Origin of the sequence: Chryseobacterium sp. MMS23-Vi53, from assembly GCF_047651245.1 — a bacterium.
Lineage (GTDB): Bacteria > Bacteroidota > Bacteroidia > Flavobacteriales > Weeksellaceae > Chryseobacterium.
In genome coordinates this window covers 2,510,251-2,524,046 of record NZ_CP180265.1, presented here as the reverse complement: position 1 = coordinate 2,524,046, position 13,796 = coordinate 2,510,251, and the positions used below count along the sequence as shown (strand labels likewise).

The 13,796-nt window shown below is 35.5% G+C and carries 13 protein-coding genes; 3 read left to right on the top strand and 10 right to left on the bottom strand.

Annotated elements, in window-relative coordinates; genetic code table 11:
* Positions 1 to 20 precede the first annotated feature (20 nt).
* From ACKX2A_RS11165 to mraZ, 8 genes are all read right to left on the bottom strand, one after another.
* Positions 21 to 1,259 (bottom strand): FtsW/RodA/SpoVE family cell cycle protein, encoded by a 1,239-nt coding sequence (locus ACKX2A_RS11165; protein ID WP_415324630.1) that lies wholly within the window; start codon positions 1,257 to 1,259, stop codon positions 21 to 23.
* A 71-nt stretch (positions 1,260 to 1,330) separates the two neighbouring features.
* Entirely contained in the window at positions 1,331 to 2,659 is a 1,329-nt protein-coding gene (murD, locus tag ACKX2A_RS11160; RefSeq protein ID WP_415324628.1) for a UDP-N-acetylmuramoyl-L-alanine--D-glutamate ligase, read from the bottom strand.
* 55 nt (positions 2,660 to 2,714) lie between these two features.
* Positions 2,715 to 3,956 carry a phospho-N-acetylmuramoyl-pentapeptide-transferase gene (gene mraY, locus ACKX2A_RS11155; protein ID WP_415324626.1) on the bottom strand — a complete coding sequence of 414 codons (1,242 nt, stop codon included), beginning with the start codon at positions 3,954 to 3,956 and terminating at the stop codon, positions 2,715 to 2,717.
* A 27-nt stretch (positions 3,957 to 3,983) separates the two neighbouring features.
* Positions 3,984 to 5,444 carry a UDP-N-acetylmuramoyl-L-alanyl-D-glutamate--2,6-diaminopimelate ligase gene (locus tag ACKX2A_RS11150; RefSeq protein ID WP_415329460.1) on the bottom strand — a complete coding sequence of 487 codons (1,461 nt, stop codon included), beginning with the start codon at positions 5,442 to 5,444 and terminating at the stop codon, positions 3,984 to 3,986.
* A 67-nt stretch (positions 5,445 to 5,511) separates the two neighbouring features.
* Positions 5,512 to 7,503 (bottom strand): penicillin-binding transpeptidase domain-containing protein, encoded by a 1,992-nt coding sequence (locus ACKX2A_RS11145; RefSeq protein ID WP_415324624.1) that lies wholly within the window; start codon positions 7,501 to 7,503, stop codon positions 5,512 to 5,514.
* Positions 7,487 to 7,855 (bottom strand): FtsL-like putative cell division protein, encoded by a 369-nt coding sequence (locus ACKX2A_RS11140; protein ID WP_076444357.1) that lies wholly within the window; start codon positions 7,853 to 7,855, stop codon positions 7,487 to 7,489. The genes ACKX2A_RS11145 and ACKX2A_RS11140 overlap by 17 nt, the downstream gene beginning before the upstream one ends.
* A 75-nt stretch (positions 7,856 to 7,930) precedes the next feature.
* The gene (gene rsmH / locus ACKX2A_RS11135; protein WP_415324623.1) at positions 7,931 to 8,824 is read right to left on the bottom strand and encodes a 16S rRNA (cytosine(1402)-N(4))-methyltransferase RsmH; all 894 of its coding nucleotides are present in this window, start codon (positions 8,822 to 8,824) and stop codon (positions 7,931 to 7,933) included.
* Between the two features lie 40 nt (positions 8,825 to 8,864).
* A complete protein-coding gene (gene mraZ / locus ACKX2A_RS11130; RefSeq protein ID WP_415324621.1) occupies positions 8,865 to 9,323 on the bottom strand; it encodes a division/cell wall cluster transcriptional repressor MraZ in 459 nt (152 codons plus the stop codon).
* 273 nt (positions 9,324 to 9,596) lie between these two features.
* Here mraZ and ACKX2A_RS11125 point away from each other — a divergent pair, with 273 nt between their 5' ends.
* The 3 genes from ACKX2A_RS11125 (at position 9,597) to ACKX2A_RS11115 (ending at position 11,492) form a co-directional block, all read left to right on the top strand.
* The gene (locus ACKX2A_RS11125; protein ID WP_415324619.1) at positions 9,597 to 10,358 is read left to right on the top strand and encodes an alpha/beta fold hydrolase; all 762 of its coding nucleotides are present in this window, start codon (positions 9,597 to 9,599) and stop codon (positions 10,356 to 10,358) included.
* A 68-nt stretch (positions 10,359 to 10,426) separates the two neighbouring features.
* Positions 10,427 to 11,050, top strand: coding sequence for a ribosome biogenesis GTP-binding protein YihA/YsxC (gene yihA, locus ACKX2A_RS11120; RefSeq protein WP_415324618.1), 624 nt, complete (start codon positions 10,427 to 10,429; stop codon positions 11,048 to 11,050).
* Positions 11,043 to 11,492, top strand: coding sequence for a GNAT family N-acetyltransferase (locus ACKX2A_RS11115; protein ID WP_415324616.1), 450 nt, complete (start codon positions 11,043 to 11,045; stop codon positions 11,490 to 11,492). Before yihA ends, ACKX2A_RS11115 begins: the two co-directional genes overlap by 8 nt.
* A 58-nt stretch (positions 11,493 to 11,550) precedes the next feature.
* On the opposite strand, the gene ACKX2A_RS11110 is transcribed toward ACKX2A_RS11115, so the two are convergent.
* Both ACKX2A_RS11110 and ACKX2A_RS11105 read right to left on the bottom strand, forming a co-directional pair.
* Positions 11,551 to 12,438 (bottom strand): hypothetical protein, encoded by an 888-nt coding sequence (locus tag ACKX2A_RS11110; protein WP_415324615.1) that lies wholly within the window; start codon positions 12,436 to 12,438, stop codon positions 11,551 to 11,553.
* Between the two features lie 10 nt (positions 12,439 to 12,448).
* On the bottom strand, positions 12,449 to 13,792 hold the full coding sequence (locus tag ACKX2A_RS11105; RefSeq protein ID WP_415324614.1) for a beta-carotene 15,15'-monooxygenase: 1,344 nt from the start codon (positions 13,790 to 13,792) through the stop codon (positions 12,449 to 12,451).
* Positions 13,793 to 13,796: the final 4 nt, after the last annotated feature.

The following is a 13,796-nucleotide window of genomic DNA, read 5'->3' as shown; positions in this document are numbered from 1 at the left end:
GGGACTTTCTGTTTTTTTTATTAAGCAATGTCGTTTATTTCGGCAATGCTTTGTTTTTTGCCCATACCTTCTTCATCGTAAATCTGAATCCTAGAGCTGATATTTAAGATAATTCCTAACTGCAAATATGTTACCAGCATTGAAGTTCCTCCATAACTTATCAATGGCAGCGGTTGCCCTGTAACAGGGATTAAATTAACTGCAACTGCAATATTTACAGAGAGTTGTATGAAAATCATCACACCGAGACTGAGAACGAGCAAAGACCCGAAAAATGCGGGCATCTTGCTGGCTATCATTACGATACGAATTATCATAATTAAATATAAACTTACCAGAAAAACAGCACCAATTACTCCGTATTCCTCAACAATTACCGCAAAAATAAAGTCGGAGGCGGACTGCGGAAGCATCTGTTTTAATGCACTTTTTCCTGGTCCCATTCCCGTGACCCCGCCGTGAACGATTGCTGCTTTTGCCATCATTACCTGATAATTTTTGGCTTTTATGCTTTCGTCATCTACGTCGGCTGTCTTCGCTTTGCTTGATGTAAAGGTTTCGATACGGCTCATCCATGTGTGAACACGGTTTCCGCCGATCATATTGGTATTTAAAGCAATTAATAAAAATAAAACGATCGCAATAAATGATGCAGAAATAAATCCTGCAATATATTTCCAATGTAACTGTCCAATAACCAGAACAATAACGGAAACCATCAAGATCATTAATGCTGTAGAACCGTTATCTTTTGCAACTAAAACAAAAACCAATAAAATAGGTCCGAAAATGTACATAATATTCTCAATAGGAAGCCTCTCTCTGGTGATTTTCTTGGTTAAATATCGACACAAATAAATAATCAACATTAAAAAAGCAAATGAAGACGGCTGGAATGAAATTGGTGTTCCTGGAATTTTCAACCATCGTGAAGCACTTGCTCCGTCGATTGTCTGTCCGGTAAACATGGTCACAATTAATAAAATAACCATCAAGCCAAGCAAAATGCTGCTGAGCTTTCCGATGTATTCGTATTTCACCATTCCCACAACTCTCATGATCCCCAAACCTAAGACTACGAAGAACATATGCTTGATAACGTGACCAGTTGTAGTTCCGTTATTTACGATATATTCCAGATTCGAACTTGCAGAATATACAGGGAAAATCGAGAAAATGGAGATCACAAGAATGACCATCCAAAGCACCTTATCGCCCTTTAGAAATTCAAATCTGTTTTCTGTGTCTTGTTCGTTCATGTTATTTAATGAATCATGAAAAATTAATCATGAAAAATGCAATTTCACTTTTAATTATTCATTGTTAACTATTAATTTTTTAACACTTGCTCTTTAAACTGACGTCCTCTGTCTTCGTAGCTTTTGAATAAATCAAAACTTGCGCAACAAGGAGAAAGTAAGACTGTATCACCCTTTTTAGCTAAAGACTTTGAAATCTCAACCGCTTTTTCCATACTTGAAGTGTCGTAAATAAACTCTTTTTTGTCTTTAAAGAAGTTGATAATTTTTTCATTATCAATTCCTAAGCATACTATCGCCTTTACTTTTTTCTTGACTAAATCTTCAATTTCGGTATAGTCATTTCCTTTATCTAAACCTCCAACAATCCAAACAGTCGGAGTTTTCATGCTTTCTAACGCGTAATACGTTGCATTTACGTTGGTTGCTTTGCTGTCGTTGATGTATTTTACGCCATCAATTTCAGTTACAAGCTCCAATCTATGTTCAACTGCCTGAAAAGTCATTAATGAATTTCTGATGCTTTCATTATTGATTTGCAGTATTTTACCGGCAATTGAAGCAGCTAAGCTGTTCGCAACATTATGAGTTCCCAACAATGATAATTCATCAATTTTCATTGAGAAAGCATCCTTTAGTTTTACCTCAATTTTATCATCATTAATGAAACCCCCTTCGGACAATTTTTCTTTTGTTGAGAAAGGAATCATTTTCGCTTTAATCTCTAATTTTTCGAGAATGTTTTTACTCATTTCATCATCTTTATTGTAGATGAAGAAATTGTCATTCTCCTGATTTTCAGCTATTCTGAATTTTGCTAATGCATATTCTTCATAATTGTAATTGTATTGATCCAAATGATCCTGCGACAAATTCAATAATAAAGAAATATAAGGTCTAAAATTCTGAATATCATCTAATTGGAAAGAGCTAACTTCCAGAACATAATACTCAAAGTTTTCATCGGCAACCTGTTTTGCAAAACTGTACCCGATATTTCCGCCTAAACCTACATTCAATCCGTCATTCTTCAGGATATAATAGATCAAAGAGGTAGTTGTTGTTTTTCCGTTGCTACCCGTGATTGCGATGATTTTTGCATCTGTAAACTCCGAAGCGAACTCAATTTCAGAAGAAAGTCTGATTCCTTTCTCATGAATTTTCTGAATCATTTCAGCCTTCTTCGGAATTCCCGGACTTTTTACAATCCAGTCTGCATTTAAAATTCTTTCTTCATCATGACTGCCTTCTTCAAATTCGATTCCATTTTCGATCAGGAACTGCTTGTAATTATCCTTTATAGCGCCTTTGTCCGAAAGAAAAACTTCCATTCCTTTCTTTTTAGCCAAATACGCAGCTCCACAACCGCTTTCTCCTCCTCCTAAAACAACTATTTTCATATTATTTGCTTTATGCTGTAAGCTCTAAACTGGTGCTTATTGCTTACTGCTGGTTTTATCTCATCTTCAAAGTAATCAAGCATACAATTGCCAGCACTACTCCGATGATTATCATTCTGTTAACGATTTTACTCTCATGAAAGCCTCCCTTCTGATAATGGTGATGTAAAGGGGACATTCTGAATAATCTATTATTTTGGGCATATTCCAACCCGAATTTTCTTTTTCTATATTTAAATACGATGACCTGGAGCATTACAGAGATATTTTCAATTAAGAAAATCCCACATAGCACAGGAATCATTAATTCTTTTCTTAAAATAATTGCTAAAACGGCAATTACTCCTCCCAACATCAAACTTCCGGTATCTCCCATAAAAACCTGAGCAGGATAAGTATTATACCAGAAAAATCCGATAACGGCTCCTACCATTGCGACCACAAAAATGGTCGTTTCACCCATGTTGGGGAGGAACATAATGTTCAGATAATCAGCGAAAATGATGTTTCCGGAAAGGTATGCGAACAAACCTAAAGTCAGTAAAATAACTGTACTTGTTCCGGCGGCAAGACCATCAATTCCGTCGGTGATGTTGGCTCCGTTGGAAACCGCTGTCACAATGAAAATAACAATCGGAATGAATACAACCCATGCCCATTCGTGAGCATCTTTATCATTCATCCAGAACAGCATTCCGCTGTAATCAAATTCATTATTTTTTGTAAACGGAACAGTCGAAACAGTGATTTTTTCTGTTGGCATAAAGTTTTGCTCAACATTATTTCTGTTCACTACTTTTGCATCTGCATATTTTCTTTTAACGGTAATATCAGGGTGGAAGTACATTGTAACTCCGACAATTAGCCCTAATCCAACCTGTCCTACAATCTTGAATTTTCCACTTAAACCATCTTTATTCTTCTTGATTTTCTTTAAATAATCATCTAGAAAACCAATTGCACCCATCCAAATTACCGAAACAATCAAAAGGACGATATAAACATTTGTAATTCTGGTAAATAGCAATACCGGAATCAATGTTGCCAAAATGATGATAAGACCTCCCATTGTTGGAGTTCCTTCTTTTTGTTTTTGTCCGTCTAGTCCAAGATCACGAACCAATTCTCCCATTTGTTTTGCTCTCAGATAGTTGATGATCCTTTTTCCGTATACAAGAGCAATCGTTAATGAGAAAAGTACCGCCATTCCTGCGCGGAAAGAGATGTATTTCAACAATCCCAATCCTGGAACGTGGATTCCCATACTGGTTAGATATTCGTATAGATAGTATAGCATTCTTTCAAGTTTTAATAAATGATAATTTTACTTGCTCATTAATTTCCAAAGCTCATTGATCGTTTCCTTGTCATCAAAATGATGTTTTACACCATTGATCTCCTGATATGTTTCGTGCCCTTTTCCGGCCACAAGAACAATATCTTTCGGTTCTGCAAACTTTATCGCCATTTTGATGGCTTCTTTTCTGTCGGGAATTGAGGTGTATTTGCTGAAGTTTTGAGGTTCAACACCCGCTTCAATTTCCTTAATTATTGCTGTCGGATCCTCCGTTCTCGGATTATCTGAAGTAATGATTGCCAACGTCGATTTTTTTGTAGCAATATTACCCATTTCAGGTCTCTTTGAATGATCTCTGTCGCCTCCGCAACCGAAAACAGTAATTAATCTCTCATTTTTTGTTCTGATATCATTAATGCTGTCCAGAATATTTTCTAAAGCATCCGGAGTGTGCGCATAATCTACAATGAAGAAAATTCCACCATCTGATTTGAATGTTTCAAATCTTCCGGAAACTCTTTTTAATTTGCTGATGGCCTGCAAAATTTCGTCTGATTCAAAACCAAGTTCAGAAGCAATTCCGAATACCAATAGCAAATTATAGGCATTAAATTTTCCCGTTAATGTTGTCCAGAATTCTTTTCCGTTGAAATTCAACAGCATTCCGTTGAAATCAACTTCCAAAAGTTTTCCATGAAAATCTGCCATTGTTTTCAGAGCATAAGACCTTTTTGTGGCCTTTGTGTTCTGAAGCATGATATTTCCGTTTTTATCATCTACGTTTGTGATGGCAACGGCTGTACTTTCAAGCTCATCAAAAAATCTTTTCTTTGTTTTTAAATATTCATCAAAAGTTTTGTGATAATCTAAATGATCATGTGTAAGATTGGTAAATCCTGCCACTTTAAAATGAAGTCCTTCTATTCTGTTTTGGGCAATACCATGAGAGCTTACTTCCATGAAAGCAAAATCACAACCCTCTTCAACTGCCTGAGCTAAAATTTTATTGATTGTAATAACATCCGGGGTCGTGTGAGTCGCCGGAATTATTTTATCTCCAATTCTGATTTCAACCGTAGAAAGTAAAGCAGAATCGTAGCCTAAGTTTTTAAATACATCAAATAGAAGGGTAGAAACAGAAGTTTTTCCATTGGTTCCTGTAACTCCGATTAATTTTAATTTTTCAGATGGATTTCCATAGAAATTGGAAGCCATTTGACCTAAAGCTTTAGAAGAATCTTTTACTTTAATATAAGTAACATTTTCATGCAAATTTTCAGGGAATTCTTCGCAAACGATAGCTTTTGCTCCTTTTTCAACTGAAGATGCAATAAATGAATGTCCATCCACAACCGTTCCTCTCATTGCGATGTACAAAGAGTTTTCCGTAACCTTTCTGCTGTCGAAAACCAATTCTGAAACCTCACGAGCTTCGTCGCCGTGAATTTCTAAAACTGGGATTCTTTTTAATAATTCAATTAATTGCATTTCTATATTTTTTAATAGGATTTTCATCCCATCCTGTTTTAAATCGTCCCTTCGGGACTCTTCTGTTTTAATTTTGCAGAGACAAATAAATTCTCTGATTTTTACTAATTGTTGTACCTTCCAATGGGAATTGCTCGGTGATTCTCCCAACTCCTTTGAAATCGACACGATATCCTAAATTTTCCAATTGCGGGATTACGTTTTTACCGATTAATCCGACAACACTTGGCATTTGTTTATTATTGACTGCTATTTTTACATTCGGTTCTACCATTTTATTTAGGTTTACCTTTTTGTCGACAAGCATTTCTCTTTCAATATTTTGTGGCGTTTTCAGGAATGTTTTTCCTGCAATTTCTTTAAACACCGGCGCTGAAACCGTTCCTCCGTAAAATCCTTTCGCCGTATTCGGTTCGCTAATCATCACATAACACGTATATTTTGGATTATCAGCCGGATAGAATCCCGCAAATGATGCGCGATATTTCATCGGACCAGGCAACCAATATTCAAATCTTGCGGTTCCTGTTTTTCCTGCCATTTTTAAATTGGGCGTGAAAATACTTTTTCCTGTTCCTTTTTCAACAGCTTTTGTCAGAGCACTTGTCATCATTTTAATAGCCTTTTCAGAAGCCATTTTATCAACCATTACTTCTGGTTTGGCATTGTACATTACCTTTCCGTCTTTCATGATTTTATCGATGAATAGAGGCTTCAGCATTTTGCCACCATTAGCAACTCCGTTGTAGAAAGTTGCTAATTGTAATAAATTGATGTTTGATGAGTATCCGTAAGCAATTGAAGCCAATGTTGCGGCGTTCCATCTTTTATTTTCAGGCGTTACGATTTTCGGTTTTGTGATTCCCGGAAGCTCGATATCCATTTTGTCGAATAATTTCCAACGTTTCAAATGATCTAGGAAAATCTGAGGTTTGTCGGCGTAATATTTTGTAATTAATTTCGCTGTTCCTACGTTACTGGACTTTGCTAAAACATCACTAATGTCGTAAGTTCCGCCACCGTGACCGTCTGAAATTCTTTGTTTAGCATATACCCAAACTCCGTTTCCGACATTTACTGTTGTATTTTCATCGATGAAACCGTCATCCATTGCTGCTAGAAGCGAAATTGTTTTGAAGGTAGAACCGGGCTCGATGTTATCTTTTAAAGCATAGTTGTAAGAATCAACATAATTTCCATCGTCATCTCTTCTTAGATTAACCAAAGCACGAACTTTTCCTGTTTCAACTTCCATCACGACAACAGTTCCGTGTTTTGCTTCGAAATTGATTAATTGTTTTTCTAATGCCGAATGCGCAATGTCCTGAATTCTAAGGTCTAAAGTCGTATAAACATCTTCGCCGTCAACAGGTTCCTGAACTTTCCAGAAATCAATTGGTTTCCATTGAGAAGAATTGATTCTTTGCTCTAATCTTTTTCCGTCTGTTCCTCTTAAATATTTTGAGAAAGCTCCTTCCAGACCAGCTGTATGTTCCCCGTCGTCCATTCCGATGGTTCCCGCTCCAATTTCTGAAGTGGCCAGTTCTCTCTTGTAATTTCTGTCTACGATGAAACCTCCTTTATTTTTTCCTTTTTTAAATATTGGAAATTGTCTGATTCTGTCATACTGATCGAAATCGAGACCTTTTACCAAAGTATAATATTGGTTTTTCTTTTTTCTCTGCTCGTCAAATTTCTTTCTGAATTCACCTCTCGATTTTCCGAACATTTTGCTTAAAGAATCTGTTAGAGCACCAATGTTGTTGGTGTAAACAGTGTCTTTCATGGTTTTAAAATCAAGATAGATGTCGTAGCGCATCACGGTAGTTGCCAAAATCGAACCGTCGGAAGCAAATAGATTTCCACGGGCAGCCTTTAGCGTGGCTTCGCGATAATTTTTATTAATGTAATCGTCTTTAATTTCCTGAACATTAGTGTTTTGCAGGATTACGATCCTCGCCAAAAACATTACAAACACGCACAAAGCCACCACTGCAAAGAGGTAGCCCCATCTCAACGTTTTTTTACGTTTGTTATCGTATTCATTTGGTTTTTGCATCTGTACTGTCCAGTTTTATTAGCAGTTTATGAGGATGATTTTCCAGGGTCATCAAAGAGTCCCGTGCAACTTCTTTCCCCAACTCCGATTCCATTTTTACTTTTATCAGCTTACTTTGTGCGTAAGCGTTTCGCGATTTATATTCTTCTGTTTCTTCTTTTAAGGCATTAACAATTTTAATCTTCTTGTTGACGAGATGATTGCTGTAGATCATCGCCATCATTAAGATAAACAACAGGAGAAAATACTTGTAATGTATTTTGATCTCATCACGGTTCAGGAAATTACCTTTTATAATGTCTATAAAAGTTAATCTCTTCTGAGGGCGATTTGTCGTTGCTCTTTTTGCCATTTGTTTTTTTGTTGATGGTTGCTTGTTAATAGTTGCTGGATTTAAAGCTAACAACAATCAACAGTCAACTAAAAACTATACTTTAATTCCTGTTCTCATTTTAGCGCTTCTGGCTCTTGAGTTTTCTTCGATTTCCTTATCGTCGGGAACAATCGCTTTGCTCTTTACGAGTTCGAATGCTTTTTTATAATTTCCGTAAATGTCTCTTTCGGGTTCTCCCTCAAACATTCCGTTTTTCAAAAATCTTTTTACCAGCCTGTCTTCTAACGAATGGTAAGAAATGACAACCAGTCTTCCTTCCGGTTTTAAAACATTGTATGCCTGAACAAGCATTTCTTTTAAAACTTCTAATTCTTGGTTCACTTCAATTCTAATGGCCTGAAACAACTGAGCATAAAATTTATTCACTTTATGCGGCGGAAGATAGCTGAACAGTTTTTTCAGATCTTCTGTTGTGTCGATGCTTTTAGCTTTTCTGTGATGAACGATGTCACGAGCTAATTTTCTCGCTTCTCTCAATTCACCATAATAATAAAAAATATCAGCCAGTTGTTCTTCTTCATAATCATTGATGACTCTTTTGGCATCAAGGCTCTGCATGACATTCATTCTCATGTCCAAAGGCGCATTGCTTCTTGTTGAGAACCCCCTGTCTGCTTCATCAAACTGGTGAGAAGACACACCTAAATCTGCCAGAACTCCATCAACTTGCGGAACTCCATACATTAACAAAGAGTTTTCCAGAAATCTGAAATTCTGATTAATTAATGTAAATCTCGAATCATCAATTGTATTTTTAAGAGCGTCTAAGTCCTGATCAAAACTGAACAACCTTCCTTTATCCGAAAGTCTGCTCAATATCTCTCTTGAATGGCCACCGCCTCCAAAAGTACAGTCCACGTATGTTCCGTCTGGATTCGTCACCAAATCATCTACACTCTGCTTCAGCAAAACGGGGTTATGATACATGTTTAGTTGTGTTTTTTTTGCACCTTTTTATTCAGTGCGGTTATTCTTCATCGAATGAGCCCATTACATCTTCGGCCAGGTTTGCAAAATCGTCTTCATTGATGGAGATTACTTTTTCATAATCGTCTTTATCCCAAATTTCAAAAAGTTCTCCTGCGCTCGTAATTACAATATCTTTCTGAAGATTTGCAAAAACAGTAAGATCTTTTGAAATCTGTAGCCTTCCAGCATTATCCAATTCTACAGTTTTCACACCTGCCGTAAACATTCTAATGAAATCAGCATTCTTTTTAATGAATCTGTTCAGTTTATTAATTTTGCCCATCACCTTATCCCATGCATTCATAGGATAAACTTCCAGGCAAGGTTGGAACACAGATCTCTTGACTACAAACGCCTTGTCGTCGAAGTTTTCCATCTGCTTGATAAGAGATGAAGGAACTTTTAGTCGGCCTTTGTCGTCAATTTTGCACTCATATGTTCCAATGAAACTCTTCATTTGGAGCAAATTTATATAATAATTTCCAAAATCTCCCACTTTTTCCCACTTTTTGACTTAATGTTAATAAGTTTTATCAAAGATTTAGATTTTGGGGTGTAAAAGGTTGATATGTCGGGGTTTGTAAAATATAGTATTTAAGCCATAATAAAGAGATTTTCAAAAAAAAAGTTAAAAAGCAGGTTATTATATTATTTTTATTTTAAATTAGGGTAATCAAAATATTTTTGAGGTTTAATTTGTATTTTTGCAAGGCTTTATTACAGGCATTATATGATATTTAGTACAAAAAAAGAAAAGAAATATACCTTTGTAGAGGCGGGAGAAGGACATCCATTGGTGCTATTGCACGGTTTAATGGGTGGTTTGAGTAATTTCGATAAGATGGTGGATTTTTTTTCGAACAGAGGATTCAAGGTTTACGTTCCTCAGTTGCCGATCTACGATTTGCCGGTACTCAATACAAATCTTACGACTTTAGCAAAGTATATTATAAAATTTATTGAAAGCCACATTGAAGGTCCGGTAACGATTGTCGGAAATTCGATGGGAGGTCATGTCGGGTTGATTTTAACACTGGCAAGACCGGACTTGGTGAAAAACCTTGTTCTTACGGGAAGTTCCGGGTTATATGAAAGAACTTTCGGCGACAGTTTTCCGAGAAAAAACGACCGTTCTTACATCAGAAAAAAAACGGAAGAGGTTTTCTATGATCCTTCTGTGGCTACTGAAGATTTGGTAGACGAAGTTTTCGGGGTTGTAAACGACAGAATGAAAGGGATAAAAACCGTAATGCTGGCAAGAAGCGCCATCAAGCACAACATGTTGAATGATTTACCTAAAATTCTGACACCTACGTGTCTGATCTGGGGGAAACAAGATAATGTAACACCTCCTGAAGTTGCAGAAGACATGCACAAATTTATACCAAATTCAGATCTGTTCTGGATTGATAAATGCGGACACGCTGCGATGATGGAGAAACCAGATGAATTCAATGAAATTCTTTACAGCTGGATAAAAGATAAAGTTTAAATTTAAAATAAAAATGACCATTAAGAGCTTTTCTTAATGGTTTGTTTTTCTAAAAAATATTCTAAAAAATGGTTATTAAAACAGCAAATTTTGTAAAAAGTAGCGGAAAATGGCAGGATTGCCCCGAACCTACAATTCCCGAATATGCTTTTATCGGAAGGTCGAATGTTGGAAAGTCTTCATTGATTAATGCAATGATGAATCACAAAGATTTGGCTAAAACTTCGCAGACTCCCGGTAAAACGCAGCTTATCAACCATTTTTTAGTGAATGAAACATGGTATTTGACGGATTTACCTGGTTATGGATACGCAAAGGTTTCAAAATCAATTAGAAAGGATTTCGAAAAACTGATTACCAATTATATTTTAAATAGAAAAAATTTGGTGAATCTTTTTGTTTTGGTGGATTCGAGACATAAACCACAGGCGATTGATTTGGAATTTATCCAATGGTGTGGAGAAAGTGGAGTTCCGTTTTCAATTGTTTTCACGAAAGTTGATAAGTTGAAACCGAATGTGGCAATTAAAAATGTTGAAGATTATAAAGCAGAGCTTCACAAAACATGGGAAGATTTGCCGGAACTTTATGTAACCTCAGCGGAAAAGAAAGTGGGTGGCGATGAAATCCTGAATTTTATAGAAAAGACAAATGATTTTTTAATACAAAATAACGTACACTTTGATGAGTAATATTATTTGGAAGATTAAAACCTTCGACGAGTTCACGGTTCCTGAACTTTATGCAGTTTTGAAAGCAAGAATTGATGTTTTTGTAATTGAGCAAAATTGTCCTTACGAAGATTTGGATAATTATGACCAAAAAGCGATTCACATTTGGGCGGAAGAAGATGGTGAGATTTTAGCGAATTGCAGAATTTTTGATAAAGGAATTAAATACGAGGAAGCTTCAATCGGAAGGGTTTTAACAACAGAAAAAGCAAGAGGGAAAAAACTCGGAAAACTTTTAATACAATATGCTGTTGAAACTATTGAAAACCGTTATCATACTTCTGAAATCAGGATTTCTGCACAGGATTATTTGCTGAAATTCTACTCGGATTTTGGTTTTGTAGATACGGGTAAGAAATATTTAGAAGATGATATTCCGCACACGGAAATGTTGAGAAAATAAAGAAAAGCGAAGAAATTATTCTTCGCTTTTTTGATAGTTAAATATATATGAAGTGTTTTTATTTTCCTGAAATAGCTTTCAAAATAATAGGCTCAAGATTGGATGGAAGATCTGCGGATTTGATCTGATACTTCTTGATTTTCATTTCTTTAAACCAATTTTCCCAATATTCTTTGATAACGGCTTCTTCAAAAGGATTTCCTTTTTCCGGATTGATGCCCAAAACAATTACTTCGAGATTATTCAAATTATCATTGGCTTTTACGAAACCGAATTTGTTTTTTTCGATGGTGCTTTTGAAGTTAGAATCGGTGAGATTGTTTGATTTAATTAATTTTGAAGTTAAAAACGATGTTTGTTTATCTTGTGAAAACATAGAATCTTTGTGATACATATATCCGTCTGTTAAAATAAAAAGCACGTTTCTTCGGTCATTTTTTATACAATAATCTTTAACCTTATTTCTGAAAAATTCCCAAATATCAGAACCGACATAATTTCCGTCTTTTATCGCTGACTGATAAATATTTAAAGGTAATTCCGCGTATTTTTTCTCAACAGAAGTGAAGTAATCTTTGCTTGTATTTTTATCAAAAGCAACTTTAAGCTCTTTTGTAAATTCATTCATTTTCGGATCGGAAGGTTCCGGATTGAAGAAAACCTGCATCTGATCGTCGTAAGTAATGATCTTTTTAGATTTAATATGATTTAAAAATCCTTTTGAAATGGCTTTGATATATTCTGTATCTCGCTGGAAATATTGCATTGTAGGATTTGGATTCGTTTGAGGATCGATTCTGTCTGATAAATCTATTAAAATGCTGAGGTTGATGTTGTTTGAATCAATTTCAGTTTTTGGAGGACAAGTTGTACAAGGAGCTGGCGGAGTATCTTTACAACAAGAAACCAAAGAAACAATCATAAGTAGATAAAATATTTTTTTCATAATCTGTGATTTATAAAGATGATAAATAAACTAAATTTTGGTTGTCCGAATTTGCCCCTACTTTTTCAAGACTTGCTTTGTACATTTCAATGCTACTGTCTATCAATGCCTGTTTTTCAGTTCTTGAAACTGCGATTTTCTCACCTATAAACGTAACCCAACCCTGAACATATTCCGAAGCATAAAGTGCGTAGTCTTTGGTTGGAATAATCACCCCATCAATAATATTCTGAAGCTCTTCAATTCTGCCACGTGTTTTTATAATTAATTCTTTCGTATTTCCGATTGCTGCAAGAATTTCTTCAATTTCGCTTTTCAGAGTATTGATTTTTTCCTGAAAAAACTCCACTTTTTTCTGTCTGATTTCCTGCTCATTTCGGATTTTGTCCTTATCACGATGTTCTTTCATGACAAAATCGAAAACAAGCCCCCAAATAATGTAAACAATGAATCCGGCGAAAATAATTCCCCAAAACTGAATTTTGGTAAAAGCGATTTTAATATCGAAATCAGGAGTGTTAAAAGTTTTATTTAATTCATATAATTTAGATTCAATCTCATAGGCTAAAATGGAATCGAAAATGAAAGTCACAACAAATAAAAGTCCAAGTTTAATATAATTGGCTCTGGTTTTATTCTCACTGAACATATGAATCAAAAACCCTAAACCTAGAAAAACAAACGGAATTAAAGTAACAAATGCTCCTTCAATTGCACCTTCGTTCCATGCTTTGCTCCATGCCTGTGCGTCCAAAACACTTTGTATCACAGTACTTTTTGCATCAAAACTTTTAAAGAATGCAGAATAAGAAGTCGAAATATAAAATGTAATTAAATATAAACTTATCGGAAGCAAAAGAATTGTCCCAATCCAAAATTTCGTAGAAGCTCCTCTCGTTGCCTTTACATTGTACTTTTCCGGATTTCTGGGCAGGTCTAAAATTTCGGCTTTTAAATTTTCAATCGTATGCTGATGATTTTCAATCTCTGTATTTTTGTTTTTTAACTGTTCCTCTTTCGTTTCCTGAGAAACCGTTAAAGCCTTGATTTCTGTTTCACGGTTTTTCTGCTCATTTACGTAAGATTCTTTCAGTTTCTGCTGTTTTTCAACCATTTCTTTTTCCTCATTCTGAAATTTTGAATACACTGCATCCAAACAGATCGAAAGGGTAGAATGGTTTCCGTTAGTTCGCGAACTGTCTCTGTAACCAGATTCGTGGTAGGTTCTTTTTCTGCTTTCTTCGGCAGATTCGGAGTTAGGGTCTGTTTCTGTCTTCTGGGTTTCTTCCTCTTTTGGGGTTTCTACCGGAACAGATTTTAATTTAAACAGGTTTTTTATAGTTGTGGTATCCATAGTG

Coding starts and splice junctions, on each gene's coding strand:
- ACKX2A_RS11165 (WP_415324630.1), bottom strand. CDS start 1,259: ATGAACGAACAAGACACAGAAAACAGATTTGAATTTCTAAAGGGCGAT.
- murD (WP_415324628.1), bottom strand. CDS start 2,659: ATGAAAATAGTTGTTTTAGGAGGAGGAGAAAGCGGTTGTGGAGCTGCG.
- mraY (WP_415324626.1), bottom strand. CDS start 3,956: ATGCTATACTATCTATACGAATATCTAACCAGTATGGGAATCCACGTT.
- ACKX2A_RS11150 (WP_415329460.1), bottom strand. CDS start 5,444: ATGCAATTAATTGAATTATTAAAAAGAATCCCAGTTTTAGAAATTCAC.
- ACKX2A_RS11145 (WP_415324624.1), bottom strand. CDS start 7,503: ATGCAAAAACCAAATGAATACGATAACAAACGTAAAAAAACGTTGAGA.
- ACKX2A_RS11140 (WP_076444357.1), bottom strand. CDS start 7,855: ATGGCAAAAAGAGCAACGACAAATCGCCCTCAGAAGAGATTAACTTTT.
- rsmH (WP_415324623.1), bottom strand. CDS start 8,824: ATGTATCATAACCCCGTTTTGCTGAAGCAGAGTGTAGATGATTTGGTG.
- mraZ (WP_415324621.1), bottom strand. CDS start 9,323: ATGAAGAGTTTCATTGGAACATATGAGTGCAAAATTGACGACAAAGGC.
- ACKX2A_RS11125 (WP_415324619.1), top strand. CDS start 9,597: ATGATATTTAGTACAAAAAAAGAAAAGAAATATACCTTTGTAGAGGCG.
- yihA (WP_415324618.1), top strand. CDS start 10,427: ATGGTTATTAAAACAGCAAATTTTGTAAAAAGTAGCGGAAAATGGCAG.
- ACKX2A_RS11115 (WP_415324616.1), top strand. CDS start 11,043: ATGAGTAATATTATTTGGAAGATTAAAACCTTCGACGAGTTCACGGTT.
- ACKX2A_RS11110 (WP_415324615.1), bottom strand. CDS start 12,438: ATGAAAAAAATATTTTATCTACTTATGATTGTTTCTTTGGTTTCTTGT.
- ACKX2A_RS11105 (WP_415324614.1), bottom strand. CDS start 13,792: ATGGATACCACAACTATAAAAAACCTGTTTAAATTAAAATCTGTTCCG.